The organism is Frankia sp. CpI1-P, assembly GCF_001421075.1.
Taxonomy (GTDB): Bacteria; Actinomycetota; Actinomycetes; order Frankiales; family Frankiaceae; genus Frankia; species Frankia torreyi.
Window position 1 is genome coordinate 1 of sequence record NZ_LJJX01000078.1, and the last position, 25,550, is coordinate 25,550.

20 protein-coding genes and 17 pseudogenes are annotated in these 25,550 nt (G+C 74.9%); 19 read left to right on the forward strand and 18 right to left on the reverse strand.

Translation table 11 applies throughout. The annotated features are described in order from the left end of the window. Window positions 1–132: 132 nt before the first annotated feature. Entirely contained in the window at window positions 133–567 is a 435-nt protein-coding gene (locus tag FF86_RS28755) for an antibiotic biosynthesis monooxygenase (protein ID WP_044888293.1), read from the forward strand. Between the two features lie 55 nt (window positions 568–622). Here FF86_RS28755 and FF86_RS60015 read toward each other — a convergent pair. The 5 genes and pseudogenes from FF86_RS60015 to FF86_RS60035 form a co-directional block, all read right to left on the reverse strand. After that, window positions 623–1,314, reverse strand: a 692-nt coding sequence (locus FF86_RS60015; protein WP_242419810.1) for a CNNM domain-containing protein, incomplete at its 5' end; no start/stop codon positions are given. Window positions 1,315–1,345: 31 nt separating this feature from the next. Continuing rightward, window positions 1,346–1,515, reverse strand: a pseudogene (locus FF86_RS60025) (CNNM domain-containing protein); the annotation flags it as partial. A gap of 1 nt (window position 1,516) precedes the next feature. After that, window positions 1,517–1,729, reverse strand: a pseudogene (locus FF86_RS60030) (CNNM domain-containing protein); the annotation flags it as partial. Further along, window positions 1,726–2,744, reverse strand: a 1,019-nt coding sequence (locus FF86_RS28765; protein ID WP_242419811.1) for a hemolysin family protein, incomplete at its 5' end; no start/stop codon positions are given. The gene FF86_RS28765 and the pseudogene FF86_RS60030, both read right to left, overlap by 4 nt. Before the next feature lies 1 nt (window position 2,745). After that, window positions 2,746–3,141, reverse strand: a pseudogene (locus FF86_RS60035) (CNNM domain-containing protein); the annotation flags it as partial. Between the two features lie 272 nt (window positions 3,142–3,413). Between FF86_RS60035 and FF86_RS60040 the strand changes: the two are divergent. The 4 genes and pseudogenes from FF86_RS60040 to FF86_RS28775 form a co-directional block, all read left to right on the forward strand. Beyond that, on the forward strand, window positions 3,414–3,584 hold a 171-nt coding region (locus FF86_RS60040), incomplete at its 3' end, for a ParA family protein (RefSeq protein ID WP_242419817.1). Window position 3,585: 1 nt separating this feature from the next. Next, a pseudogene (locus tag FF86_RS60045) lies at window positions 3,586–3,724 on the forward strand (ParA family protein); the annotation flags it as partial. A 1-nt stretch (window position 3,725) separates the two neighbouring features. Continuing rightward, a pseudogene (locus tag FF86_RS28770) lies at window positions 3,726–4,388 on the forward strand (ParA family protein); the annotation flags it as partial. After that, complete coding sequence (locus FF86_RS28775) at window positions 4,385–4,771, forward strand: hypothetical protein (protein WP_236706088.1); 387 nt, start codon at window positions 4,385–4,387, stop codon at window positions 4,769–4,771. The pseudogene FF86_RS28770 and the gene FF86_RS28775, both read left to right, overlap by 4 nt. A gap of 88 nt (window positions 4,772–4,859) precedes the next feature. Here FF86_RS28775 and FF86_RS28780 read toward each other — a convergent pair. Next, window positions 4,860–6,500: DEAD/DEAH box helicase (locus tag FF86_RS28780; RefSeq protein WP_242419812.1), on the reverse strand; the 1,641-nt coding region annotated here is incomplete at its 5' end. Window positions 6,501–6,838: 338 nt separating this feature from the next. Between FF86_RS28780 and FF86_RS28785 the strand changes: the two genes are divergently transcribed. Further along, window positions 6,839–7,570 carry a ferritin-like fold-containing protein gene (locus tag FF86_RS28785; protein ID WP_370657215.1) on the forward strand — a complete coding sequence of 244 codons (732 nt, stop codon included), beginning with the start codon at window positions 6,839–6,841 and terminating at the stop codon, window positions 7,568–7,570. Between the two features lie 100 nt (window positions 7,571–7,670). Here the strand turns inward: FF86_RS28785 and FF86_RS28790 are convergent. The 6 genes and pseudogenes from FF86_RS28790 to FF86_RS28800 all read right to left on the reverse strand — a co-directional run. Then, a partial coding sequence (locus FF86_RS28790; protein WP_242419818.1) for a DUF3107 domain-containing protein occupies window positions 7,671–7,819 on the reverse strand: 149 nt, incomplete at its 5' end. A 1-nt stretch (window position 7,820) separates the two neighbouring features. Continuing rightward, window positions 7,821–7,895: pseudogene (locus FF86_RS60050) on the reverse strand (DUF3107 family protein); the annotation flags it as partial. 135 nt (window positions 7,896–8,030) lie between these two features. Beyond that, window positions 8,031–8,175: pseudogene (locus tag FF86_RS60055) on the reverse strand (TetR/AcrR family transcriptional regulator); the annotation flags it as partial. Window position 8,176: 1 nt separating this feature from the next. Further along, window positions 8,177–8,528: pseudogene (locus FF86_RS60060) on the reverse strand (TetR/AcrR family transcriptional regulator); the annotation flags it as partial. 1 nt (window position 8,529) lies between these two features. Beyond that, window positions 8,530–8,708, reverse strand: a pseudogene (locus FF86_RS60065) (helix-turn-helix domain-containing protein); the annotation flags it as partial. 179 nt (window positions 8,709–8,887) lie between these two features. Beyond that, a complete protein-coding gene (locus tag FF86_RS28800) occupies window positions 8,888–9,088 on the reverse strand; it encodes a hypothetical protein (RefSeq protein ID WP_044888301.1) in 201 nt (66 codons plus the stop codon). Between the two features lie 477 nt (window positions 9,089–9,565). Here FF86_RS28800 and FF86_RS60070 point away from each other — a divergent pair. Continuing rightward, window positions 9,566–9,803 (forward strand): Ku protein (locus tag FF86_RS60070; protein WP_304438191.1); only part of this gene is annotated, 238 nt, incomplete at its 3' end. A 1-nt stretch (window position 9,804) separates the two neighbouring features. Next, window positions 9,805–10,418, forward strand: a pseudogene (locus FF86_RS60075) (Ku protein); the annotation flags it as partial. Between the two features lie 406 nt (window positions 10,419–10,824). Here the strand turns inward: FF86_RS60075 and FF86_RS28810 are convergent. Then, window positions 10,825–11,028 carry a CsbD family protein gene (locus FF86_RS28810; protein WP_044888312.1) on the reverse strand — a complete coding sequence of 68 codons (204 nt, stop codon included), beginning with the start codon at window positions 11,026–11,028 and terminating at the stop codon, window positions 10,825–10,827. 205 nt (window positions 11,029–11,233) lie between these two features. Between FF86_RS28810 and moeZ the strand changes: the two genes are divergently transcribed. From moeZ to FF86_RS28820, 3 genes and pseudogenes are all read left to right on the forward strand, one after another. Beyond that, the coding region (moeZ, locus tag FF86_RS28815; RefSeq protein ID WP_242419813.1) for an adenylyltransferase/sulfurtransferase MoeZ at window positions 11,234–12,282 on the forward strand (1,049 nt) is incomplete at its 3' end. Between the two features lies 1 nt (window position 12,283). Beyond that, window positions 12,284–12,406: pseudogene (locus tag FF86_RS60080) on the forward strand (adenylyltransferase/sulfurtransferase MoeZ); the annotation flags it as partial. A gap of 98 nt (window positions 12,407–12,504) precedes the next feature. Next, the gene (locus FF86_RS28820; protein ID WP_044888304.1) at window positions 12,505–12,930 is read left to right on the forward strand and encodes an MGMT family protein; all 426 of its coding nucleotides are present in this window, start codon (window positions 12,505–12,507) and stop codon (window positions 12,928–12,930) included. Here the strand turns inward: FF86_RS28820 and FF86_RS28825 are convergent. Next, window positions 12,897–13,619, reverse strand: a 723-nt coding sequence (locus FF86_RS28825; RefSeq protein ID WP_242419814.1) for an SDR family NAD(P)-dependent oxidoreductase, incomplete at its 5' end; no start/stop codon positions are given. The genes FF86_RS28820 and FF86_RS28825 overlap by 34 nt on opposite strands. Before the next feature lie 101 nt (window positions 13,620–13,720). Between FF86_RS28825 and FF86_RS60085 the strand changes: the two genes are divergently transcribed. The 7 genes and pseudogenes from FF86_RS60085 to FF86_RS60110 form a co-directional block, all read left to right on the forward strand. Next, window positions 13,721–14,137, forward strand: a 417-nt coding sequence (locus tag FF86_RS60085; RefSeq protein ID WP_242419819.1) for a UvrD-helicase domain-containing protein, incomplete at its 3' end; no start/stop codon positions are given. Between the two features lies 1 nt (window position 14,138). Then, window positions 14,139–16,369: pseudogene (locus FF86_RS28830) on the forward strand (ATP-dependent helicase); the annotation flags it as partial. Between the two features lies 1 nt (window position 16,370). After that, window positions 16,371–17,131, forward strand: a pseudogene (locus FF86_RS60090) (RecB family exonuclease); the annotation flags it as partial. After that, window positions 17,128–18,405, forward strand: a 1,278-nt coding sequence (locus FF86_RS60095; RefSeq protein ID WP_242419815.1) for an ATP-dependent helicase, incomplete at its 3' end; no start/stop codon positions are given. The pseudogene FF86_RS60090 and the gene FF86_RS60095, both read left to right, overlap by 4 nt. A 1-nt stretch (window position 18,406) precedes the next feature. Then, window positions 18,407–19,209, forward strand: a pseudogene (locus FF86_RS60100) (3'-5' exonuclease); the annotation flags it as partial. A 1-nt stretch (window position 19,210) separates the two neighbouring features. Then, window positions 19,211–19,317, forward strand: a pseudogene (locus tag FF86_RS60105) (hypothetical protein); the annotation flags it as partial. A gap of 30 nt (window positions 19,318–19,347) precedes the next feature. Then, window positions 19,348–20,625: pseudogene (locus FF86_RS60110) on the forward strand (PD-(D/E)XK nuclease family protein); the annotation flags it as partial. Here the strand turns inward: FF86_RS60110 and FF86_RS28840 are convergent. From FF86_RS28840 to FF86_RS28850, 4 genes and pseudogenes are all read right to left on the reverse strand, one after another. After that, on the reverse strand, window positions 20,616–21,863 hold the full coding sequence (locus FF86_RS28840) for a MerR family transcriptional regulator (RefSeq protein ID WP_044888307.1): 1,248 nt from the start codon (window positions 21,861–21,863) through the stop codon (window positions 20,616–20,618). The pseudogene FF86_RS60110 and the gene FF86_RS28840 overlap by 10 nt on opposite strands. 169 nt (window positions 21,864–22,032) lie before the next feature. Next, complete coding sequence (locus FF86_RS28845; protein WP_044888308.1) at window positions 22,033–22,824, reverse strand: endonuclease/exonuclease/phosphatase family protein; 792 nt, start codon at window positions 22,822–22,824, stop codon at window positions 22,033–22,035. A 110-nt stretch (window positions 22,825–22,934) separates the two neighbouring features. Beyond that, window positions 22,935–23,245 (reverse strand): helix-turn-helix domain-containing protein (locus tag FF86_RS60115; RefSeq protein ID WP_242419816.1); only part of this gene is annotated, 311 nt, incomplete at its 5' end. Window position 23,246: 1 nt separating this feature from the next. Continuing rightward, window positions 23,247–24,515, reverse strand: a pseudogene (locus FF86_RS28850) (PucR family transcriptional regulator); the annotation flags it as partial. 752 nt (window positions 24,516–25,267) lie between these two features. Here FF86_RS28850 and FF86_RS28860 point away from each other — a divergent pair. Further along, window positions 25,268–25,550 (forward strand): transposase (locus FF86_RS28860; RefSeq protein ID WP_131729405.1); only part of this gene is annotated, 283 nt, incomplete at its 3' end.

Sequence of the window (25,550 nt, forward strand, 5' to 3'; positions counted from 1 at the left end):
TGGACCGGCGCCTGCCCCACCTGCCAACGACCCTTCACCCACACACCCAACGTCACACAACACCTATCCGGAGTCACCTAACGATGTCCTACTAGTGGCGCCGCGCGGGCGCCTTCGCACTACGGTGAGGATATGAGCGTCGTCAAGATCAATGCGCTGACCGTGCCCGCCGAGATGCGGGCCGCCCTGGAATCGCGGTTTGCCGGCCGGGCCGGGATGGTCGAGCAGGCCGACGGGTTCGAGTGGTTCGAGCTGCTGCGCCCGATCGAGGGAACGGACACCTACCTCGTCTACACCCGCTGGCGTAGCGAGGAGGACTTCCAGAAGTGGCAGTCCTCGCAGGCGTTCGAGGAGGGCCACCGTCGGGCGGCCGCCGAGGCCGCGGCTGCCGCGGGCGCGCCGGCCGGGCAGGGCGCGCCGGCCGGGCACGGCGGCGGCGCTGGTCACGGTGGTGCTGGCGGTCCCGGTGGTGCCGGCGGTCACGGCGGGGCCGGAGCTCCCGCGGCGACCGGGGCCACGCTGTGGTCGTTCGAGGTGGTGCAGTCGGCGGCGCCCGGCTCCGACTGAACCCGGCTCTGACTGCCGCGCCGGGGGTGGCTGCCGCGCCGGGGCCGGCCCGTGCTCAGTCGTGGTGGCTGGCGTCGGTGACCTCGCCGACGAACTGCTCGACCACGTCCTCCATCGCGATGACGCCGACGGTCGTCCCCGCGGCGTCGACGACCCGGCCCAGGTGGCTGCCGGCACGCTGCATGCGGCGCAGCACCTGGTCCAGGGGCGTGTCCGTGGCCAGCTCCACCATCTCGTGCAGCCGCGTCGGCGCCAGTGGGGTGTCGAGGTCCCCGGGCGGGATCCCGAGGACGTCCTTGGCGTGCAGGAACCCCGCGATCTCGATGTCGTCGCCGATGGCACCCCGGCCGGAGCCGGACCCGGCGTCGCGGCCCGGGGCGGAGGTGGTCGCGGCGTCGGGCACCCGCACCGGGAACCGGGAGTAGCCGGTGCGGGCGACAACGTCCTCCAGCTCGCGGGCGGTGGTCGTCCAGGCGATCGTCACGGCCTGCGAAAGCGGGATCATCACCGCGCCCGCGTCCCGGTCGGACAGCTCCAGGGCGCTGGTAAGCCGCTCGTGCTCGGCCTGTTCGAGCAGACCCTCCTGCTTCGACTCGGCGATGATGGCCGCCAGCTCCTGCGGGGTGTAGGCGGAGGCGAGCTCGTCGCGGGGTTCGACCCGCAGCAGCCGCAGCACCCGGTTGGCGAAGGTGTTCAGCAGGAGCACGAACGGCGAGGTGGCTCGGGCGAAGGCGATCAGGGGCGGCCNGAGCCAGACCAGGGCCCGTTCGGGTCCGGNGATCGACAGGTTCTTCGGCACGATCTCGCCGAGCACCATGTGCAGCGCGGACACGATGGTCAGCGCGACGGCGAAGGCGATCGCGTGCTGCGCTGCCGCGGGGACGGCGAGCGCGTGGAGCAGATCCGTCAGCAGCCGCGCGACGGCTGGCTCGGCGACGGCGCCGAGGGNCAGCGAGCACAGCGTGATGCCGAGCTGGGTCGCGGCGAGCAGTGGGGAGAGGTGCTCCAGGGCGCCGATGACCGAGCGGGCCCGCTTGTCGCCGGCCTCGACCATGGGTTCCAACCGGTCGCGGCGCGCGGAGACGAAGGCGAACTCGGCGCCGACGAAGAACGCATTGCCGGCGATCAGCGCGAGCCCGGCGAGCATCGCGAGCAGGGTCATGATCCGCGCTCCGCCTGGGACCGCCGGGTCTGTCGGGTCTGCCGTGCCTCGGGCGTCTGCCGTGCCTCGGGCGCGCGCAGGGGCGGGGCGGACAGCCGCACCCGGTCGATGCGGTGCCGATCGACCGCCACGACCGTCAGGATGACGCCGTCGACCTCCACCTGCTCCCCGACCGCGCCGAGATGGCCCAGGCGGGCGAGCACCAGCCCGGCGATCGTCTCGTACGGCCCGTCGGGCAGCCGAACGCCGGTCGCGTCGACCGCCTCGTCGGGTCGCAGTAGCCCGGACAGCAGCCAGGAGCGCGGCCCGTCGGGCACCACGCCGGGGGTGCTCGGCAGGTCGTGCTCGTCCGACACCTCGCCGACCAGCTCCTCGACGAGGTCCTCCAGGGTGACGATCCCGGCGTTCCCGCCGTACTCGTCGATGACGGCGGCGAGCTGCAGCCCGTGCCGGCGCAGCCGGGAGAGCAGCGCGTCGCAGCCCAGCGAGGCGGGCACGAGCAGCGGCGGAACCATGATCTCGCGCACGCTCACCGCGGCGCGGCGCGCGGCCGGGATCCTGAAGACGTCCTTGACGTGCACGACCCCGACCACGCCGTCGACATCCCCGGCCCGGTCCCCGTCGGCGCGCTCTCCCTCGGCCCGTCCCCGCACCGGGAACCGGGAATGACCGGACTGCTGCGCCACCTGAAGCAGATCGGCGACGTGCATGTCGGCGTCGGCCCAGACGGTCCGGACCCGCGGGGTCATCACGTCGGCGGCGTGGCGGTCACCGAAGCGCAGCGACCGCCGCAGCAGCGCGGCCGTCGTGGTCGGCAGGGTGCCCTGGCGGGCGGAGGCCCGCACGATCGAGCCGAGCTCGGCGGGGGACCGCCCGGCGTGCATCTCGTCCTGGGGCTCCACCCCCAGGGCGCGCAGGATCGCATTGGCGACCCCGTTGAGCAGCCTGATGAGCGGACCACATACCCGGGAGAACCCGACCTGCGGCCAGGAAACGGCCCGGCCCACCCGCAGCGNCTCGCTGATCGCCCAGTTCTTCGGCACCAGCTCGCCGAAGACCATCTGGCTCACGGTCGCGACGAACAGGGCGAGGACGAGTGCGAGCACCGAGCTTGGCGTGTCCGGCAGGCCGACGGCGTGCAGCGCCGGATGGATGAGGGCGGCCAGCGCCGGCTCGGCGAGGTAGCCGACGGCCAGCGAGGTCACCGTGATGCCGAGCTGCGCGCCGGAGAGCTGGAACGACAGCGAGCGCACGGCCGCCGACAGGGCCTGGGACCGCCGATCGCCGACACGGGCGGCCTGCTCCGCCTGATGCGGCTCGACCGCGACGAGGGCGAACTCCGCCGCCACGAACAGCGCGTTGGCGGCGATCAGCACCACGACGATCGCGAGATAGACGATCGCCTGGATCACCCGGCGCCGCCGATCCCGGCGGGCATGGTCACCGTCGCATCACGTCCGTCATCGAGGAGGGAAATCGCGGGAAGGGACCGCTGATGCTGCGCTACCCGGCGGCGCCTGTCCGCACACCGTGGCAGGGCCACGGTACGTCCGCGTCCCACCTGGGCGGCGCTCGGCGGGCGGGCGTCCGGTCTGTGGCGGTTGGCGCGCGGGCGGCGAGGCGCGTCGAGGTTTCGGGACGCCAAGTGTTGTGACCACACGATTACGCATCCACACTGATCGGTGTGGCACACGTACTTGCGGTAGCGAATCAGAAGGGTGGCGTCGCCAAGACGACCTCCGTGTCCAGCCTCGGCGCCGCGCTGAGCGAGCTGGGTTACCGGGTCCTGCTGGTGGATCTCGACCCACAGGCGTGCCTGACCTTCTCCCTCGGCCTGGATCCCGACGCCCTCGAGNTGTCCGTGCACGACGTGCTCCTCGGTCGGCTCTCCGCGGGCATCGTGATCACCAGGACCTCCGACGGCATGGACCTGCTGCCCGCGACGATCGAGCTGGCCGGCTGCGAGGCGGTGCTGCTGTCGCGCACCGGCCGCGANCACGCGTTGCGGCTCGCCCTCGCCGAGGTGATCGACGCCTACGACTTCGTGCTTGTCGACTGCCCACCGTCGCTGGGCGTGCTCACCATCAACGGGCTCACCGCCGCCGACGAGGTGATCGTGCCGCTGCAGTGCGAGACGCTGTCGCACCGCGGTGTCGGCCAGCTCCTCGACACGGTGCACGACGTGCAGCGGCTGACGAATCCGGGCCTCGGAGTCCGCGGCGTCCTGCCGACCCTGTTCGACGGGCGGACGGCGCACTGCCGAGCCGTGCTCGCCGACGTCTCCGCGCGGTACGACATCGCCGTGCTCACGCCGCCGATCGCCCGCTCCGTGCGGTTCGCCGAGGCGCCGGGCACAGGCCGGTCGATCCTGTCGACGGCGCGGCGTTCCAAGGGCGCCGAGGCCTATCGGGCGCATGCCCGGGCCATCGCCGAGGCGGTCGGAACCGGGCCGCTCAAGGCCGGGCCGATCAAGGCCGGGCCGATCGAGGCTGGGCCTCCTGAGCCGGTGCCGCTCGAAGCGGTGCCGCTCGAGCCGGTGCGCCTCGAAGCGGGGGCGCTCGAAGCGGCGCCGCTCGAAGCGGCGCCGCTCGAAGCGGGGGCGCTCGAAGCGGTTCGGGGCGGACAGGTACCGGTCGGGGTCAACGGAGCCCGGGGGTGAGTGCGGGGCCGAGCGGCCCGGCACGGTCGCCGCGCGCCCAGCAGCGCGCCTCCGCCGGGTTCGACCGGCTGCGCCCGCGCGGTTCCCGACCACCGGTGGTGACGCCAACCCCGTCGGGCCCGGCGGTGGGACGGGACGCGCACGGCAAGCGCGCGCTGTACAGCGGGCTGCGGCCGACGACCCCGCCGAACACGAGCCTGCGCGTCGAGTGTTCCCGCTGCGGGCAGACGAGCCTGCTCGGCGCGTGGCAGGCGCTGCGGGCTCTCACCCCCAGCGTCCACCTGCCGCTGGTACACCCGCGGCATCCCTCGTTGCTGCGCTGCCCGACCTGCCGGCGGGTGAGCTGGGTGCGGCTCGGGCTGCATCTGCGGCCGGCGGGCTGAGCGGCTCCCGCGGGGGAGTCCCAACGCCGGGCCAGGGGGCCACGCGGGCCGGCGTTTGGACGGGGACGAGCGGTGGCGGTCCGTCCGATCAGGCGGATTCGGCCCGCGGAGACTCGTCATCGAGCGCGCCGATCGAGCTGATCGCGTCGCCGTCGGCCTCCGTGAGCTCGGTGGCCGTGCCGGAGCCGCGCCCACGGTTGCCGCGACGGCGACGGCGACGGCGGACCGGCTCGCCACCCGCCTCCGAGGACAGCGCCGAGACGACGTGCGCGGTGTCGTCGGTGTCGTCGGTGTCGTCGGAGATGACGACGTCCAGGTCCAGGTCCGGTGCCGTGCCGGCCGGGTCGTCCTGCTCGCTACCGTCGGCGGCGATGGTCAGGCCGGTCGCGGCGGCTGCGGCGCCACCACCGCGGGTGCGGCGACGGGTGCGGGTGCGGGCCGGCACCGGCGGGTTGTCCGCCTGGGGCGTCTCACGCCCGGAACGCGCCCCGCGGCGCCCACCACGACGGGACTCGCCGAGGTCCTCGAGGTCCTCCGCGTCGAGCCCGGCGCGGGTGCGCGCGGCGTGCGGGAGGGTGCCCTTGGCCTCCGTCGGGATGCCGAGCGCCTCGTACAGGTGCGGCGAGGTGGAGTAGGTCTCGAGCGGGCCCTCGAACGGCAGCGCGAGCGCCTTGTTCACCAGCGTCCACCGGGGCAGGTCGTCCCAGTCGACGAACGTGACGGCGACGCCGCTCTCGCCGGCGCGGCCGGTGCGGCCGATCCGGTGCAGGTAGACGTTCTCGTCCTCGGGGCACTGGTAGTTCACCACGTGGGTGACGCCGCTGATGTCGATGCCACGGGCGGCAACGTCGGTGGCGACGAGGACGTCGACCTTGCCGGCCCGGAACGCGCGCAGCGCCTGCTCGCGCTGGCCCTGCCCGAGGTCGCCGTGCACGGCGGCGGCGGCGAACCCGCGCTTGTCCAGGTCTTCGGCGACCTTGTCCGCGGTGCGGCGGGTGCGCACGAACACCATCGCGAGCCCGCGGCCACCCGCCTGCAGGACGCGGGCGAGCACCTCCATCTTGTCCAGCGCGTGGGCGCGGAAGACGTGCTGGTGCGTGGTCGGCACCGTGCGCGTCTCGTCCGGCTGCTCGGCGCGGACATGCACCGGCCGCTGCATGAAGCGGCGGGCCAGCGAGATGACCGGGCCGGGCATGGTCGCGGAGAACAGCATGGTCTGCCGGCTGGTCGGGAGCTGCGCCATGATGCGCTCGACGTCGGGCAGGAAGCCAAGGTCGAGCATCTCGTCGGCCTCGTCGAGCACCAGCGTGCGCACGGCGGCGAGGTCGAGCACCCGCTGGCGGGCGAGGTCGAGCAGCCGGCCCGGCGTCCCGACGACGATGTCGACACCGGCGCGCAGCGCGGTGAGCTGCGGCTCGTAGGCGCGCCCGCCGTACACGGACAACACCCGAAGGCCGCGGCCCGCGCCGGCGCGGGTGACGTCGGACGTCACCTGGACGCACAGTTCCCGGGTCGGCACGACGATGAGGGCCTGCGGCCGCCCGTCGGCGCCCTCCTTCGCCGCCAGCACCGTCTGGACGACGGGGATGCCGAAGGCGAGGGTCTTGCCGGTGCCGGTGCGGGCCTGACCGATGATGTCGTTGCGGGCCAGGGCGAGCGGAAGCGTCAGCTCCTGGATGGGGAAAGCGTGCACAATGCCTGCTTCGGTCAGCGCCTCGACCGTCTCGGGNCGAACCCCGAGGTCGGCGAAGGTGGGCGNGGCCGGCGTTGCGGGCGTGTCGGTCAGGGGTTGGGAAGTGGGTAGATCATCCGAGGGTGCTGCGGCTGTGACGGACAGCGGGACGCTCCTGGTCTTCTCTGAGCGGTGTCTACGCTGAACCCGCTCGCGGTGAGCCGCGCGGCGCCCGCGACCCGAAGTCCGTGTGCCCCGGCGCCATAGGTGGCTACTCTGGGTGCACAGGTGACGAGGCGACGCCTGCTACGCGACAGCCGAGGTGACATAACGACCTCTGGCTACGGCCTAGCATAGCTGGTGTGTACGCCGAGTGGGGGCTCCTTGGCCGAGGTTTGCCGACAGCGACGGCGGCAGGTGCCAGAATCGCGCCTGTGACACAGACATCCTTCCCGCCGACCGACGCGTCCGGGCCGGACCTGGCGGGCCAGCCGGACCAGGCGACCGTCGACCTGCTGGGCCTGCTCGCCTACGGCGAGCTGACCGCCTTCGAGCGGCTGGCCACCGACGCGCGGATGTCCCCGACTCTCGGTGACAAGATCGCCCTCGCGGCCATGGCTGCCGCCGAGTTCTCCCACTTTCAGGCCATCTGCGGGGAACTGGATCGGCTCGGCGTCGACCGCGAGCACGCGATGGCGCCGTTCATCGGCCCGCTGACCGCGTTCCACAACTCGACCGCCCCGGCCGACTGGTTGGAGAGCCTGGTCAAGGCATACGTGGGCGACAACATCGCGGCCGACTTCTACCGCGAGATCGCCACGCGACTGCCCTCGCCGTCGCGGGAACTTGTGCTGAATGTGCTCGACGACACCGGCCACGCCGCGTTCGCGATCGACCGGGTGCGGGCGGCCATCGAGGCCAACCCGACGGTCGCCGGCCGCCTTGCGCTGTGGGCCCGCCGGTTGGTCGGCGAGGCGCTCACCCAGGCGCAGCGGGTGGGGGTCGACCGGGACGCGCTGACCGGCCTGCTGGTCGGGGTCGGCGACCTGGACGCGCTGGCGGCGATCTTCAACCGCCTCATGGCCGCGCACGGCCGCCGGATGGCGGCGCTGGGCCTGTCCGCCTGACAGTACGCCTGTCTGCCTGACAGCTTGTCTGCCTGATCGCCCGCCGGGCGTGCCGGGCGGACAGGCCGCACGGCACGCCGAGCTCGCGATCAGGCTTCGATCAACCGCCGAAACCCACGCGCCGCGGCCCGCCGGCGGCGATCTCCACGTAGGCCAGGGACGCGACCGGAACCACCACCTGCCGACCCTTGTCGTCGGTGAGGGTCAGCACGCCGTTGTCGGCCTTGACCGCCTCTCCCACCAACGCGGNGAGGGCCTCCGCCGACTGGTCGCTCTCCAGCACCAGCTCCCGGCTGACCTGCCGCACGCCGATCTTGACCTCCACCGATGACCTCCGCCTTCGTCGGACCTACCGCCGGCGGACACCCGCCGCCGAGGTTGGATCACCGCCCACACTATGGCTTCCGGGACTTCTCCACCGGGACGGGAACGGCGTGTTCGCTCCCGGCACACCCGGCGCTCACCGGTCCGACCGAGGCTCCTCGTGCGCGGGCCTGGAGTCGGGCGGGTCAGTGCGGGGGTACCCGCCGATGCCGCGCCAGGCCAGCTCCACCATCGACTCGATGGCCCGCTCCTTCGCCACGGTGCCGCCGCGGACCAGCCACNACCGGGAGGCCGTCTCGGCGAGCCCCACCAGCCCGACGGCGAGCAGGTCGGCCTCGTCCTGGGTCAGCCCGGTGTCGGCGACGATGGTCGCCGCGATGGAACGCACGCACTGGGCGAACGCGGTCTCGATGCGCTGGCGCACCGCGGGCACGCTGCGCAGGTCGGACTCCAGCACGAGCTGGTGGGCGCCCGACGGGTCGTTGACGAAGTCGAAGTACGCGCGCACCGAGCGCGCAATGCGCGCGTGGTTGTCGGTGGTCGACGCGAGCGCCTCCTGCACGCTCGTGACGAGCTGGGTGGTGTGCTCGTCGAGCAGCGCGAGGTACAGCTCCAGCTTGCCCGGGAAGTGCTGNTAGAGCACCGGCTTGCTGACGCCCGCGCGCTCGGCGATCTCGTCCATCGCGGCGGCGTGGTAGCCCTGGGCGACGAAGACCTCGCGGGCGGCTCCGAGGAGCTGGAAGCGGCGGGCGGTGCGGGGTAGCCGGGGAGTGCGTCCCGGGCGCGTGCCGGGCGAGGCTGGCTCGGCGGTCACCGGCGCACCTCCTGGTCGATGTGGTCAAACCCTACCCGCGGACACCGACGCGGCGGGCGGCACCGGAACGCGATCACCGGGCCCCGAGGCCGGCCCACTGTCGCACAGCGGGCCGGCCGGACGTCCGGTGTGGCGAAGGCTGGACCGCGGGTCAGCGGTACGGGGTCAGCGGTACGGGGTCAGCGGTAGTAGTCGTCCTCGTCGGTCTCGACGACGATGCTCTGCTCGACGACGTCGAACTCGTCGGCCTCACTCGGCGGCGCGGGGGGCACCGGCGGTGCGCCCGTCGGCGGGCGGACCTCCCGGGCCTGCTCGGCCGCGTCGGCGTCCGGCGCCTCCAGGGGAAGGCCGGAGGCCGGCAGATCGGTGGGAACTCCCATGGGTACGTCCTCCTGCGCTCGTCGGGGTGGCGGCCCGCCGCGGCGGGTGCCGGATTCGGTCCGCAACCCGGGCCGGGTCCGGACCGCGATGTGCCCGGGATCGGGCGGTCTCACGCGGAACCATCCGACCCGCCCGGTCGGGCCGATCGTCCGTCGCCGGACGGGTCCGTGCGCAGGGGGCGAACGGGTCCCCGTGCTCGGCGACCCGTCGCGGCACCTCGTCCGCGGTGAAGGCCAGATCCTCGGGGCGCCAGCAGTCGCGCATGTCCGCCCGAACCCACTGTCCCGGGCACGCCCCCCTCACCCCTTCCGGCCGGTGCCGACGGCGGCGACCCGGCGTCGGCCGCGCGGTGTCCCGCTGGCGATCCGTCGTGCCCACGGTCGCGTCTGCTGATAACTTCGGGCGTTTCCCTCATCTGGCTTACTCGTGGGCGTCCAGTGGGTCACCATGGTGGGTAGTCGACGTGAGGGGCGAACATGCGTTCGATCTGGAAGGGTGTGATCTCCTTCGGCCTGGTGTCGATCCCGGTCCGGCTCTACTCCGCGACGCAGGAGCGGGATGTCGCATTTCACCAGGTCAGGCGCTCGGATGGCTCCCGCGTGCGGTATCGCCGGGTGGCGGAGGCCGACGGGGACGAGGTCAACTACGCCGACATCGCCAAGGGCTACGAGCTGCCGGACGGCCAGACCGTCGTGCTCACCGACGAGGACTTCGNGAACCTGCCGTTGTCCACCTCCCGGGCGATCGACGTGCTGGAGTTCGTCCCGCTGGAGCAGGTCGACCCGATCTACTTCGCCAAGAGCTACTACATCGAACCGGACCGCACCGGCGCGAAGCCCTACGTCCTGTTGCGCGACGCGCTCGCCGAATCGGGCCGCGTCGCGCTGGTGAAGATAGCTCTGCGTCAGCGCGAGCAGCTCGCGACGCTCCGGGTGCGCGACGGCGTCTTCGTCCTGGAGACGATGATCTGGCCGGACGAGGTGCGCGAGCCGGACTTCCCGTTCCTGGACGAGGACGTCGAGGTGCGCCCGCAGGAGCTGGCGATGGCCGCCTCGCTGATCGCCACCCTCGCCGCCGACTTCGACCCCACCCGGTTCACCGACCAGTACCGGGAGGCGCTGCAGTCGGTGATCGACGCCAAGATCGCCGGCCGTGCGGTGGTCAGCCCGCCCGCCAGCCCGCAGCAGGAGCCGGTCGGGGACCTGATGGCCACGCTGCGTGCGAGTATCGCCGCGGCCCGCCGGGACCACCCGGACGGTGCCGGCGCCGAGGAGCCCTCCGCCGCCGAGCCTGCCGAGGAGAAGGTCCCGCCGAGGGCGAGGAGCGCGGNGCCGAAGGCTGCGTCGGCGAGGACCACGGCCGTCGAGGCCACGCCTGCCAAGGCCACCGCAGCCAAGGCGGCGCCAGCCAAGGCCACGCCAGCCAAGGCTTCCCCCGCTGAGGCCACGCCTGCCAAGGCACAGCCTGCCAAGGCGGCGCCGTCCAAGGGCACAGCCGTCAGGGGCGCGTCCGTTAAGGGCACGTCGGTCAGGAGCACGTCGGTCAAGGGCGCGTCCGCCCATGGTGATGGTGCGGCTGCCAAGGGGGCCGCGAAGTCGAAGGCGACGCCCCCACGCGGCGCCGCGCCCACCCGGCGCTCGGCCTGATCGGGCCGAGTGGGCCTCTGCCGGGTGGGCCTCTGCGGGGCCAGCAGGGGCGCTTCTGATGGGACGAAGGGGACTTCTGCGGCCCTGCGCTAGCGCCGGAAGGTGTCCTTGGCCTTCTCGCCGGTGTCGCGCAGGTCGGCGACTCCGCGCTCGCCCCTGCCCTCGGCCCGCAGGTCACGGTTGTCGGTGGCCTTCCCGGCCGTCTCCTTGCCCCGTCCTCGCAGCTCGTCCACCTTGTTCCTGACCTTGTCAACGAAGGACACCGCACTCAACTCCCCACGGGGTGTGGTCATCAGGTCATCGTCGGTGTACCCCGGGGGGTCCGGGGAACACGCCGGGGGTGCCGGACGCTGCACCGAAGGGAGTCGTTCCGGGCGAGGTCCGCGGGCCGAAGCGGCGGTGGGCGCACGCGGATCCGGCGCGGGATGACTCATTCCCGACGAGGCCGCGCGCCGTTGTGGCATCGTCGAAGAACGACACCGAACGCGAGGAGCAAGCGTGTCCCTTCCGCCCCTGGTCGACCCCGCCGAGGGCCTGACCGTCGACGAGGTTCGCCGGTACTCCAGGCATCTGATCATCCCGGATGTCGCCATGGACGGCCAGAAGCGGCTGAAGAACGCCAGGGTGCTGGCGGTCGGCGCCGGCGGACTCGGCTCGCCGACCCTGATGTACCTGGCGGCCGCGGGCGTCGGAACGCTCGGCATCGTGGAGTTCGACACCGTCGACGAGTCGAATCTGCAGCGCCAGATCATCCATGGCCAGTCCGACATCGGCCGGTCGAAGGCCGAGTCGGCGCGGGACTCGGTCCTGAACATCAACCCGTACGTCAATGTGGTCCTGCACGAGACCCGGCTGGACACCTCCAACGTGATGGAGATCTTCAGCCAGTACGACCTCATCGTCGACGGGACCGACAACTTCGCCACCCGGTACCTGGTCAACGACGCGGCCGTCCTGCTCGGCAAGCCGTACGTCTGGGGCTCCATCTACCGGTTCGACGGCCAGGCCAGCGTCTTCTGGGCGGATCACGGTCCGTGTTACCGCTGCCTCTACCCGGAGCCCCCGCCCCCCGGGATGGTCCCGTCCTGCGCCGAGGGCGGCGTGCTCGGCGTGCTGTGCGCGTCGATCGCGTCCATCCAGACCACCGAGGCGATCAAGCTGCTGACCGGGATCGGCGACCCGCTGGTCGGCCGGCTGATGGTCTACGACGCCCTCGAGATGACCTACCGGTCGATCAAGGTCCGCAAGGATCCGGAATGCCCGCTCTGCGGGAAGAACCCGACGATCACCGAGCTGATCGACTACGAGGCGTTCTGTGGCGTCGTCTCCGAGGAGGCCCAGCTCGCGGCCGCCGGCTCCACGATCACCGCGAGCGAGCTCAAGGGCTGGCTGGACGGCGGCGAGCCGATCGAGCTGGTCGACGTCCGCGAGCCGGCCGAGTGGGAGATCGTCCGGATCCCCGGCGCCCGGCTGATCCCGAAGGGCGACCTGCCGGCCCACCTGGCCGAGCTGCCCCAGGACCGGCGCGTGGTCGTCTACTGCAAGTCNGGGGTGCGCTCCGCCGAGGCGCTCGCGACGCTCAAGGGCGCCGGGTTCTCCTCGGCCGTGCACGTCCAGGGCGGCGTGACGGCCTGGGCCACCCAGGTCGACAAGTCCCTGCCGGTCTACTGAGTCGTGGGCTGGTCCGTCACCGGCGTGGGCCGGCCCGCGGGGATGGCCGGATTCGCAGGGCCGGCCAGGTTGTCGTGGCCCGAGCATCGCCGGTCGTGATGAGCCGGCCCCGCGCCCGGCGCGACGCGCCGCCGGCAAGCCTGTCCGCCGGGCTCGGCACTCGGCTCCGCCTCGGCGGGGCCGAGCCGAGCCCGCACGCGGTCGAGGTGCTCGACGCGGTCGCCCGGATCCCCCCGGGCAAGGTGATGACGTACGGCGACGTCGCCGAGTACGTCGGTGCGGGCACCGGCCGGACCGTCGGCGCGGCGCTCTCCCGCTACGCGGACGACGACCTGCCGTGGCACCGGGTCATCCGGGCGAGCGGCGAACCGAATCCGGCCGCGCCGGCCGAGGCGCTGCGCCGGCTCGCCGCCGACCGCACCCCGCTGTCGGCCGACGGCGAGCGGGTCGACCTCGCCGCCGCCCGCTGGGACGGCCGCCCGGCCGCTGATCAGCGGGCGGACAGGCCGCCGTCGGCGAGATAGACGCTGCCGGTCACCAGCGACGCCCGGTCGGACAGTAGGAACACAGCCACCTCGGCGACCTCCTCGGCGGTGCCGAGCCGGTTGATCGGCGCCAGCAGCGCCGCGCCGCGCTGGCGGCGCCCGTCGACGTGCAGCAGCGGCGTGTCGATGAAGCCGGGCGCGACCGCGTTGACCCGGATCCGCCGCGTCGCGTACTCCAGGGCCGCGGTCTTGGTCAGCCCGATCACGCCGTGCTTCGCGGCGACGTACGGCGCGGACCCGGCGAAGCCGACCGTGCCGAACACCGAGGCCATGTTGACGATCGAGCCGCCGTCGCCGCCGTGCAGCATCGCCGTGATCTCGGCGCGCATGCTGTAGAAGACCCCGGACAGGTTGACGTCGAGCACCCGCTGCCAGTCCTCGGCGGGAGTGGTCCCGACCGGCTCGCGCCCGGCGGTGACGCCGGCGTTGTTCACCGCCAGATCGAGTCGCCCGAAGGTGCCGACGGCGGCCTGCACCGCCCGTTCGAGCGCGTCCGGATCGGTGACGTCGGCTTCCAGCGCGATCGCCGCCCCGCCGTCCCGTTCGATCTGCGCCGCCACCTCCTTGACGCCGTCCGGGTGGCGATCCGTGACGACAACCTGGGCGCCCGCGCTCGCCAGCCGGCGGGCGCAGGCGGCGCCGATGCCGGATCCCGCCCCGGTCACAAGNGCGACCTTCCCGCTTAATTCGGTCATGACCGATGACAGTGCCACGCGCCGGCCCGCCCGTGCACGCGACCTCACCCCGGCCCACCCCCGCGCGGCGTGGCATGGTCGGGAGCCGCTGCGAGGCTGTCGGACCCGCATGGTGTGCTGTCGGGGTGGTTGCCGCACCTGCCCCCGCCGCGCCCGCCGGCCACCGGCTCGTCCCGACGCCGGTCGCGCCGCCGCGCCCGTTCGTCGCCGACGCGGCGCAGCGCCGGGTCATCGAGCACCCGGGCGGCCCGCTGCTGGTGCTCGCCGGCCCCGGAACGGGCAAGACGGCCACGCTGGTAGAGGCGGTCGCCGCCCGGATCGAGGCCGGGGTGGACCCGCGGTCGATCCTGGTCCTCACCTTCAGCCGCCGGGCCGCGGGCGAGCTGCGCGAGCGGATCACCGCCCGGTTGGGCCCCGGTGGCTCCGGTGGCGCCGAGGCCGGTGGCGGGGGCGGCCCGGGGGTGTGGACCTTCCACGCCTGGTGCCTGGCGNTGCTGCGAGCGCACGATCGGCCGGCGCCGCAGGGGGGGTTCCGGCTGCTGTCGGGCCCGGAGCGGGACAGCCGGCTTCGGGAGCTCATCGAGGGCTCGCGTGAGGACGGCCATCCCGTCTGGCCGCCGCAGCTCGCCCGCGCCCTGGGCACCCGCGGCTTCACCGAGGAGGTGCGGGCACTGCTGGCGCGGGCCCGCGAGGTCGGTCTGGAGCCCGTGGGCCTGGCCCAGCTCGCCCGGCGCACCGACCGGCCGGACTGGGCCGCCCTCGCCGAGTTCTACCAGATGTACCTCGACGTGTTCGGCTTCGAAGGCGCGCTCGACTACGCCGACCTGGTGCACCGGGCCGTCGTCGTCGCCGAGGGCGCCGAGGCGGGTGAGGCGCTGCGCGCCCGCTACCAGCACGTCTTCGTCGACGAGTACCAGGACACCGACCCGGCGCAGGAGCGGCTGCTGCGCGCGGTCGCCGGTGGCGGGCGTGACCTGGTCGTGTTCGGCGATCCCGACCAGTCCATCTATGCCTTCCGGGGGGCGGAGGTCGCCGGCCTGCTCGACTTCCCCCAGCGATTCGGCGCGCCGGGACGCGGCGCCGGCGCGCCGATCGTCGCGCTGCGCACCGGTCGGCGGATGGCGCCCGCCCCGCTGCAGGCGAGCCGGCACGTGGCCCGGCGGATCCCGGCCGCCGGGCTCCCGGTGGCCGAGATCCGGGCGCACCGCGACCTGATCGGGCGCACCGATCTCGGCGCGGGCCGGGTCCAGGCCCGGACCTACCAGAGTGCCGGCGCGGAGGCGGAGGCCGTCGCCGACCTGCTGCGCCGCGAGCACCTGGAGAACGCCACCCCCTGGCCCGCGATGGCGGTCCTCGTCCGCACCGCGGACCGGATCGCCCGGCTGCGCCGGGTGCTGACCGCCGCGGGCGTGCCGGTCAGCGTCGACGGCGACGACCTGCCCGTCGCGCAGGAACCGGCCGCGGCGCTGCTGCTGCTGGCGTTGCGCTGTGCGGACGATCCCACCGGGGCGCTCACCGTCGATGCCGCCCGTACCCTGCTCACCTCCCCGCTCGGCGGGGCGGACCCGGCGGGCCTGCGCGAGCTGGGCCGCGCGCTGCGTGCCTTCGATCGCGATGCCGGCGCCGGGCAGCCCGCCGCGTCGGCCGAGCTGGTCCGCGAGGCCGTCGCCGAGCCGGACCGCTGGCTGGTGCGCGTCGCCGACCCGGTCGCCCGGCCCGCCCGCCGGGTCGGCGACCTGCTCGTGGTGGCCCGCCGGGCGCTGCGGGAGCCGGCCGGCTCGCCCGAGCAGGCGCTGTGGGCGCTGTGGTCCGCCAGCGGCTGGCAGCAGGAGCTGGTGGCGGCGTCGGCGGCCGGCGGGGCGGCGGGGCGCGCGGCCGACCGCGACCTCGACGCGGTGGTGGCCCTGTTCGACGCCGTCGCCCGCCTCGCCCAGCGGCGCGGCACCGGCGCCGCCTCGCTGGTCGACGAGCTGGGCCGCCAGCAGATCGCCGCCGACGCCATCGCGCCGGTGGGGGAGGACGCCCGCCGCCGCGGCGTGCGGCTGCTGACCGCGCACCGCGCCAAGGGCCTGGAGTGGGACGTCGTCGCCGTCTGCGGGGTCCAGGACGGGATCTGGCCGGACCTGCGGGAGCGGCATTCGCTGCTCGGTGCGGAACAGCTCGACGCGCCCGCCCGCGGTGGCCTGCGCCCGCCGCTGACTCGCCAGGATCTGCTCGCCGACGAGCGCCGACTGTTCTACGTCGCGCTCACCCGGGCCCGGCGGCGCCTGCTGGTCACCGCCGTCAACAGCCCGGACGACGACGGCAGCCTGCCCAGCCGGCTGCTCGACGAGCTCGGGGTCGCCGTCGAGAACGTCCCCGGCCGCCCGACCCGGCCGTTGACCCTCGTCGGCCTCGTCGCGACGCTGCGCCGGCTGGCGACCGAGCCGACGTCCAGCCCGGCCCTGCGCGCCGCCGCCCGCCGCCGCCTCGCCGCCCTCGCCGCCGCCCGCGACGATGCCCACCGCCCGCTCGTCCCCGCCGCGCACCCGACCACCTGGTGGGGTCTGCTCGACGTGACCGACTCCGACGTGCCGGTCGTCGCGCCGGGCGCGCCCCTGCGGCTGTCCGGTTCGTCACTGTCGAGCATCGGCACCTGCTCGTTGCGGTGGTTCCTGGAGCACGAGGCGCACGCGGTCACCGTCGCCTCCACCGCGCAGGGCTTCGGCAAGGTGGTGCACGCCNTCGCCGACGAGGTCACCACCGGGCGCACCCCGGCGGACCTCGCCGCCCTCGACGCCCGGCTCGACACCGTCTGGCGGCATCTCGACTACGAGGCCCGCTGGCGCAGCGACCAGGAGCGGGCCGCCGCCCGGGAGGCGCTGGCCCGTTTCCTGGCCTGGCACGCCGGCGAGCGCGGGCGCCGGGTCATCGACGCGGAGGTCCGGTTCACCTGCCGGCTCCAGGTCGCGGGGCGCGAGGTGATGCTGCGCGGATTCATCGACCGGCTGGAGCTCGACGACGCCGGCCGGGTGCACGTCATCGACTTCAAGACCGGCCGCAGCGCGCCCGGCCGCGCCGAGCTCGCCACCCACCCCCAGCTCGGCAGCTACCAGCTCGCCGTGCGGACTGGCGCCCTCGATGCGGCGATCGCCGCGGCCAGTCCCGCTGCCGGTCGCCCCGGCGCTGTCGATCCGGCCGCTGTCGATCCGGCCGTGGCGGATCCCGCGGTGCCCGGCGGCGCCGAGCTCGTCCAGCTTCGCCGCGACGCCGGGGGCGCCGGCGTCGGGCCCCGCCTGCCCGGCGAGGCGCCCGGCCCGCCCGAGGTCCAGGCGCAGGAGGCGCTGCCCGCCGAGGGACCCACCTGGATGGACGATGTCCTCGGTGAGGCGGTGCGCACCATCGACGCGGAGGCGTTCCGGCCGACCCCGGGCGAGCACTGCACGATGTGCACGTTCCAGACGAGCTGCCCCGCTCGACCCGAGGGACGGCAGGTGATCGAGTGAACGCGGCCGGATCCGGTCATCCTCGTCCACCGGGTGGCCGGGGCCACCTGGGAGCCGGCGGGACGGCGTCCCGGCAGCCGTTCCTGCCCGGGTTCGGCGGCGATCCCGGCGGCGACGCCGACGGCACTCCCGCCGGTCCCCGGCTCGACCCGGCGGACCTGCGCGATCTGCTCGAGGTCCCGTACACCGACGAGCAGATCGCCGCCGCGACCGCCCCCCTGGAGCCGGGAGTGATCGTCGCCGGCGCCGGCTCCGGGAAGACCTCGGTGATGGCGGCCCGGGTGGTCTGGCTCGTCGCGACCCGCCAGGTGCGCGCGGAGCAGGTGCTCGGGTTGACCTTCACCACCAAGGCGGCCGGGGAACTGGCCGGCCGGGTGCGCCTGGCGCTGCGCAAGGCGGGCGCCGCCGACCCCGGCGGCTGGTCGGGCGCGCCCGGATCGGCTGGCGACGCCGAGGTGGACGGCGAGCCCACCGTCGCCACCTACCACGCCTTCGCCGGGCGACTCGTCGTCGACAACGCGCTGCGCCTCGGCCTCGAACCGGACATCCAGCTGCTGTCCGGGGCGGCGCGCTACCAGCTCGCCGCGCGGGTGGCCCGCGCCTACGGCGGCCCGGTGCAGGCGCTGACCCGGTCGCTGGGCGCCGTCGTCGGCGAGCTGGTCGCGCTCGACGCGGAGATGAGCGAGCACCTCATCGACCCGGCGAAGCTCGTCGCGTTCGACACCGCCTTCCTCGAGGAGGTGCTGGCCGCCTTGGACGCCGCCGGCGGTCGGCGGGGCACCAAGGGCGTACAGGAGCGGCTGCGCCGGTTCGCGGCCGCCGCCCGGGGGCGCTCGGAGCTCGCCGCGCTCGTGGCCGACTACCGGGCCGCCCGCCGCGAGCGGGACGTGCTGGACTTCGGCGACCAGGTCACCTACGCGGCCCGCCTCGCCGAGACGATGCCGGAGGTCGGCCGCGCCGAGCGGGCCCGGGCCGCCGTCGTCCTGCTCGACGAGTACCAGGACACCTCGGTGGCCCAGCGCCGCATGCTCACCGGCCTGTTCGGCGGCGGCCACCCGGTCACCGCCGTCGGCGACCCGTGCCAGGCGATCTACGGCTGGCGTGGGGCGTCGGTGGCGAACCTCGACCACTTCCCGACCCACTTCCCGCGTGCCGACGGCCGGCCGGCCGGCGTCTACGAGCTGTCGGTGAACCAGCGCAGCGGTGGCCGGCTGCTCGACCTCGCCAACACGGTGGCGGCCCAGTTGCGCGCGCGCCACCGGGTCGTCGAGCTGNGCCCGCGGGCAGACGTCGCCGACCGTGGCGAGACGGTCGTGGCCCTGCACGCGAGCTGGGCCGACGAGGTGGCCTGGATCGCCGGCCGGCTGCGCGCGGTGGTCGACGCGGGCACCGGTCCCGGCGACATCGCCGTCCTCGTCCGAGCCCGCGGGGACATCCCGCCGCTGCTGACCGCGTTGCAGGCCGTCGGGCTGCCGGTCGAGGTCGTCGGGCTGACCGGCCTGCTCACCGTGCCGGAGGTCGCCGAGATCGTGGCGGTGCTGGAGGTCCTCGACGCGCCCACGGCGAACGCCGCGCTCGTCCGCCTGCTCACCGGCCCGCGGGTGCGCCTCGGCGCCCGCGACCTCGCCGCGCTCGGCCGCCACGCCCGCGAGGTCGTCCGCCCCCCCGCGCCGGGCGCCCATGCCCAGCCCGCCGCCGACCTGAGCCGCGCCCAAGGAGTGCCCGCTGCCCGCCCCGGCGACGCCGCAGCCGCCGGCTCGCCGCCCGCCGACGTCGAGCCCGACCCGCCGGGGCGGGCCGATCCGCTGGCCGCCGCGGTGGCCGACGTCGACCCGGCGGACGTGGTCGCCCTCTCCGACGTCCTCGACGATCCCGGCCCGGAGATGTCCGCCGAGGGCCGTCTGCGGGTGCGCCGGCTGGCCGCCGAGATCGCCGAGCTGCGCGCCCACGTCGGCGAGGGCCTGCTCGACCTGCTGCACCGCGTCGTCGCCACGATCGGGCTGGACGTGGAGCTCACCGCCACCGAGGCGGCCGTGCGCGCCCGCCGCCAGGAGAACGTCGCGGCCTTCCTCGACGTCNCCGCCGACTTCACCGACCCGGATGGGACGACCTCCCTGCACGCCTTCCTCGGCTTCCTGCGGGCTGCCCGGGAGCACGAGCGGGGCCTCGACGTCACCGGCCCGTCCNGGGCGGACGCGATCGCCCTGATGACGATNCACCGCTCCAAGGGCCTGGAATGGGAGGTCGTCGCCGTGCCGAACCTCAGCGAGCGGGTCTTCCCCGACGTCACCGTCCGGGATCAGTGGACGACCTCGCCCGGCGTGCTGCCCGTGCCGCTGCGCGGCGACGCCGCGGACCTGCCCGCCTTCGAGGTCTCCGACCAGAAGGCGGACCTCGACGCCTTCACGGCCGAGGTCCGCGCCTACGCCGAGCGGGAAGAGCGCCGGCTCGCCTACGTCGCGGTGACCCGGGCGAAGTCGCTGCTGTTCGCCAGCGGGCACTGGTGGGGGCCGGCGCAGAAGCGCCCGCGCGGAGCGTCGGTCTTCCTGACGGAGCTCGCCGAGCACGCCCGCGGCGGCGGCGGGCGGGTCGACGCCTGGGCCCCGCGGCCCGAGGAGAAGTCGAACCCGGCGCTGGCCATCCCACGCCAGTTCGCCTGGCCGATCCCCTACGAACCCGAGCCGTTCGCCCGCCGCGTCGAGGCGGCCCGCGACGTCCTCGCCCGGCTCGCCGCGGCGCTCACCCCGCCCCCGCTCGGGGCGGGCGTCCCGGCGGACCCGGCGGACCCGGCGGACTCGGCCGGCGCCGAGCCGCCCGGGCTCACCGCGGCCGAGCGGGCGCTGCTGGCCGAGCTCGACCGCGAGTCGGAGCTGCTGCTCGCCGAGGAGCGGGCCGCCCGCGTCCCGCAGCTCGACGTACCGATGCCGGCGAACCTCACCGCGTCCGAGATCGTCCGGCTTCAGGCCGATCCGGCGGCGTTCGCCCGGGAGCTCGTCCGCCCGCTGCCGCGTCAGCCGGTCGCGGCGGCCCGCCGCGGCAGTCGCTTCCACGCCTGGGTGGAGGAACTGTTCGACCACCGGGCGCTGATCGACGCCGAGGACCTGCCCGGTGCTCAGGACGCCGAGCTCACCGACGACGACCTGCGCTCGCTGCAGGAGGCGTTCCTGCGGACCCCGTACGGCTCGCGCCGGCCCGCCGCGATCGAGGAGGCCTTCGAGCTCCCTCTCGCCGGGCGGATCGTGCGCGGCCGCATCGACGCCGTCTACGACCTCGGCGGCGGCCGATGGGAGGTTGTCGACTGGAAGACCGGCCAGTCGCCCGCCGACGACCTCCAGCTCGCCGTCTACCGGCTGGCCTGGGCCCGGTTGCGCGGCGTCGACCCGAGCGCCGTCGACGCCGCCTTCCTCTATGTCCGCACCGGGGCCGTCGTCCGTCCGCCCCTGGTCACCGAGGACGAACTCGCTGCGCTGCTCGTCGCCCCCGATCACGGATAGGCGCGCGCCCTGCCCGCGGACGCGGCCTCGGCGCCCTCGCCGGTCGGGATGACGTCGGCCACCACGCAACTGACGTTGTCCGCGCCGCCGGAGCCGTTCGCCAGGGCGACGAGCTCGCGGACCGCCTGCTCCGGCTCGGTCGCCGTCACCAGCACCCGGCGCACCTCCGCCGCCGGCACCGCACCGGACAGTCCGTCGGAGCACAGCAGGTAACGGTCGCCACGGCGCACCTCGCGCAGCCCGATGTCGGGGAAGGTCGCCGCGCTGCCGTCCAGCGCGCGCAGCAGGAGCAGCCGCTGCGGGTGGGTCGCCGCCTCCTCCGGGCGAAGGCGCCCGTCCTCGACCATCGACCGGACGAACGTGTGGTCGTGGGTGATCTGCCGCAGCTCACCGCCGCGCAGCAGGTAGGCCCGCGAGTCGCCGATGTGGACGAGCGCCAGGGCCGAGCCGGTCCACAGCAGGGCGGTCAGCGTCGTCCCGACCGCGTGCGCTGCCGCGTCGGCGTCGGCATCGGGGCTGGGGCTGGGGCCGGGGACGGCGTCGGGGCCGGGGCCGGGGCCGACAAGCTCCCGGACGGCCCGGTTCGCCCGCGCGACCGCGTCGGCGAGGAAGCCGAGCAGCTCCCCGGGCGGCACGGGGGTGGCCTCCAGTCGGGCCACGGCGTCGACGGCTGCCGCACCGGCCGCGGCGCCGCCGGCACCGAAGCCGTCCGCGACGGCGAGCACGGTGGAGCCGGCGTGCACCGCATCCTGGTTGCTCGGCCGGACGAGGCCCCGGTCCGTCAACGCGGCGTGTCGCAGTGTCAGCAGGGCGCCGGGAAGAGCGGCGGATGCGGGTGTGGCGGGTGCGGGGGTCGCGGTTGTGGCTGCGGTCGGGGTGAACGGGTGCGGGTCGGACATGTCGACAGCCCTTCGAGACAGGTGTTCGACGAGGACGGCGGCCAGGTCGCGGCGGGCGGCGGTGTCGGCCTCGGTCTCGGCCCAGAACACGCCCACCTCGCGGGCCGCGGCGGGCCCGTCGAGTTCGTGGACCCGCCGGATGCGCGCGAGCGGCATCCCGAGCCGGCGCAACCAGGCCACCAGCCGGGCCTGTTCGAGCTGCTCCGGCGCGTAGCGGCGGTAGCCCGTCACTGCGTCGACCTGCCGCGGACGGAGCAACCCGAGCTCGTCGTAGAGCCGAAGCGCCTTCGGGGACAATCGGCTCAGCCGGGCGAACTCCCCGATCGTCAGCAGAGCCATCGCTACCGCCTCCTCGGCCCAGGGCCTTCCTCGGCCCAGGGCCTTCCTCGGCCCAGGGCCTTCCTCGGCCCAGGGCCTTCCTCGTACCGGGCACGGCGCCCGGCTGCGGCCATGCTTCGGCCTGCCCATGGGGCAAGGTCAACCGTCGGCGCGATCGCAGCGGGCCGAGTCAGACCGGCTGGTCGCTCAGATCGACGAGCAGGGCCCGGTGATCGGAGATCTCCGCGCGCCGGCACAGGACGGCGGTGACGTCGCCCACCGGCCCGCGGGCCAGCACGTGATCGAGCTGGACGCGGGGGGCGTGCGCGGGATAGGTCGGGGTGACCGCCAGCCGTCGCCAGCGGGTCAGCGCCGCCGGCAGGCGTCCCGGCAGATTGAGATCCCCGAGCACGATCAGGGGACCGTCGAGGTCGGCGAGGCGCCGGGACAGCCGCAGCAACTGCAGCGCGTTCCACCCCGGCACGAACGACAGATGCGTGGTGACGACGGTGAGCGGTCCGCCGGGCGCGTCGATCCGGGCGGCGAGGGCGACCCGCGGCTCGTCGTCCAGCAGGATGAGGCGTCCCGGTCCTTTCGGGCCACCCGGAATCGCGATGGGGGAGCGGACAGGGGCCCGGCCGAGGCCGATCACCCGCCACTCGTGGACCGGCAGCAGGCTGATCAGTGCGATGCCGTACGCCGGCTCGCCGGAGCCGCGGGCTCCCTGCGCGGGCCGCCAGCCGGCCCCCGGCGTACCGAATACGGTCGGGGCGAACCGCCAGTTCCCATCGGCGGCACCGACCGCCGCCGCCGCCTCGGCGGCCAGGTCGATCCCGCCGGATCGAGGCTGGTCGAGATCGACCTCCTGCAGACCGAGCACGTCCGCGCCCAGCCCGGCGACGGCGGCGGCGAAACGGTGCGGTTCGACCCGCCCGTCGGGGAGGGACAGGCCGTGCATCACGTTGAAGGAGCCCAGCCGCACGCCTGGACCGTACCGGATCGGACGGTCCCGGACTCCCCTGGCGGCGCGGTGGCGCCGGGCGCGGGAGCGCGGTGGCGCCGGGCCTCGCCGCCGGCAGTGCGCGCCCGGTGTCAGCGCCTGGCCGTGGCGCCCGCCGAGGGGTCCGACCGGCTCGGCTCGGCCAGCCCGTCCCCATCGTCCGGACCACCCGTCCGGCCTGCGCCGCCCGCCCCGGCCCCACCGTTCGAACCGGCTCCACCGCTCGGACCGGGCGTCGATTCGACGCGGGTGGCGGTGGCGCCGGCGCGCAGCACCAGCTCCAGGTCAAAGCGGACGTCGGGATCCTCCAGGCACGGCCCGAACAGTTCGCGGAGCTGGTTGACCCGGTACCGGACGGTCTGCGGGTGGATGTGCAGCCGTTCGGCGATCAGCCCGCGCTGCCNCCGCAGCGACAGCCAGTGCAGCAGGGTCTCGGCCAGCCGTTCCCGGGTCCGGCTCGGCAGGCCGTCGAGGGGAGCGAGCAGCCGGGTCGCCAGATCCGTCACGAGACCCGGGTCGCGGGCGAGCACCAGCGCGCTGAGGTGCTCGTCGGTGAACAGCGGGTCGGCGGCGCCCGCGGCGGCGAGCCGGCCGGCGCTGCGGGCGTCGCGGGCGAAGCGGGCCCGGGCGGCGCTCGCCTTGGCCTGGCCCCAGGGCACCGCCGGTCCCACCACCGCGGCCAGGCCCGCCAGCCGCTTCGCCAGGGCCGCCCGCGCCGGACCGCGTTCCGCCGAGCCCACGAACAGCCAGGTGTCCTGGCCCTGCACGGCCCGTGGGCAGTCCGCGGGCAGCATGAACGGCTCGGCGCGGCCGAGCGCGGGCGCCGCCGGCGCGGACTCGGCCCGGGCGGGCACCGCCGGGATGAACCCGCCCGGGACGAAACCACCCGGGACGGATCCGGCTGGGACGGATCCGCCAGGGACAAGTCCGGCTGTGACGAACCCGCCCGAACCGAACCCACCCGCAACGGATCCGGCTGGGACGAATTCGGCCGGGACGGGCCCAGTCACCAGGAGCCCCGCCGGGACGGACGCGGTCGGCTCGCGCCCGGCCGCCGGCTGCGGATCGGGCCGGGCCGGGATCAGGACCGCGGCCAGCCGGCGGGGCAGCCGCACGCTGGCCGCGTCGGCGACCTGGGCGACGGCGTCCGCGGGAGCGCCGGTGAGCAGCATCTCGCCGATGCGGTCGAGTAGCCGCTCCCGCTCGCCGCCCGCCGCGAACTGCTCGGCGGCGTAGCCCTCGGCGGAGGCCGCGGAGATCCCGTCGATGTAGGCGAACATCATCTCGGCCAGGGACACCAGGCCCGCCGCGTCGACGCCGCCGTGGCGCACCGCGGCCTCCCCGAAGCGCCGCCAGGACACCCGGGCGCCGACTCGGTAGGCGCTGAGGAGGTTGTCCAGCGACCGCCCGGAGTGGACCTCGCCCCGGCCGAGCCGGACGTACACCTCGCGGCTGGCGGCGAGGTCCGGGGCGCAGTGCGGGCCGGCCTCGACCACGGTGAGGAAGCGGTGCAGGGCCTCGGCGACCCCGCGGCGCACGCCGCGACCGAACCGGCCCTCCAACGGGCGGGCGTAGGCGGGCACCTCGCGGGCGATCGCCGCCATGATCTCCTCGCCCAGCGAGTCAACTTCCGCGGCGAGGCTCTCGGGTAGACCGGCCGGAAACTGTCCCATGGGGATAGTTTGCCGATTGGTGGTCGCCATTTCCCGCACCTCGTCACCCGAGNCGGGTCGCTCGTGGTCGTCGATCGTCCCCAGCCGGCAGAATCGGCCCGTGGACGCTCTGACCGGCATCATCAGCGCTCTGATTACTGGCGTGATCATAGGGTTGCTGGGGCGGGCCGTCGTTCCCCGGTCCCGGCGTGCCCCCATCGGCTGTGTGATGACCATCCTGCTGGGTCTGCTCGGCGCGGCCCTCGGGCTGGTGGTGGCCGCGGCGATCGACGCCGGTGCCCCGGTGACCCTGCTCCTGCAGGTCGCGATCGCCGCCACGCTGGTCTTTCTGGTCTCCGCGGCCGGCGCGCCCGGCCGGGCGGCGGGTTCGGCCGCCCGGCGCCGCGGCGACCCGGGCCGCGACCGCGGAGCCTCGCGGTCGGGCGGTCGGCGCCGCGCGCGCGATCGCCGGGGCGCGGCGCGAGGGTGGTGAGCGCCGGGCGGCGAACGGCCCGGTCGGCGCCCGGCGTGGCCGCACAGCCGCTCGTGGGCCGCCGGCCGGGTGCCCGGATGCGGGCCTCCGTAGGTGGGACCGCCCGGCACCGGCGGCGTACCCCGGCCCGCGTGGGCTTCGACGATCGCCTCACCCCGCCGTCGCGCGCCTCGGAATGCGCCGGCGGAGACTCTGCTGCTTAATTCGGCTGGGTGTCGTGGGTGCGGCATGATCTCCTCTGCGGTCCGGGTCGCCTCCCGGGCCGGGGGAGGTGGGGGACATGTCGTTGCAGCCGAAGGGGCTGCCGGAGATCCCGGCGCGGACCGTGGCGGTCGCGCGGGCGGCGTTCCCGCGGGGGACGTTGGCGATGCGGCTGCGGGATCGTCTCGCCGAGGTGTTCGTTGATGAGCCGTTCACCGGGGCGTTCGGGCGCCGTGGGGCGCCGGGTCTGCCGCCGGCGGTGTTGTCGCTGGTCACGGTGTTGCAGTTCGCCGAGAACCTGACTGATCGGCAGGCCGCGGCGATGGCGGTCCGCGCGATCGACTGGAAGTACGCCCTCGGGG

Bases quoted from the DNA above. Each gene is read 5' to 3' on its own strand.
- FF86_RS28800 (WP_044888301.1), bottom strand. From the start codon at position 9,088: ATGGGAGTTCCCACCGATCTGCCGGCCTCCGGCCTTCCCCTGGAGGCG.
- FF86_RS28820 (WP_044888304.1), top strand. From the start codon at position 12,505: ATGAGCCGGCCCCGCGCCCGGCGCGACGCGCCGCCGGCAAGCCTGTCC.
- FF86_RS28810 (WP_044888312.1), bottom strand. From the start codon at position 11,028: ATGACCACACCCCGTGGGGAGTTGAGTGCGGTGTCCTTCGTTGACAAG.
- FF86_RS28755 (WP_044888293.1), top strand. From the start codon at position 133: ATGAGCGTCGTCAAGATCAATGCGCTGACCGTGCCCGCCGAGATGCGG.
- FF86_RS28840 (WP_044888307.1), bottom strand. From the start codon at position 21,863: ATGGCTCTGCTGACGATCGGGGAGTTCGCCCGGCTGAGCCGATTGTCC.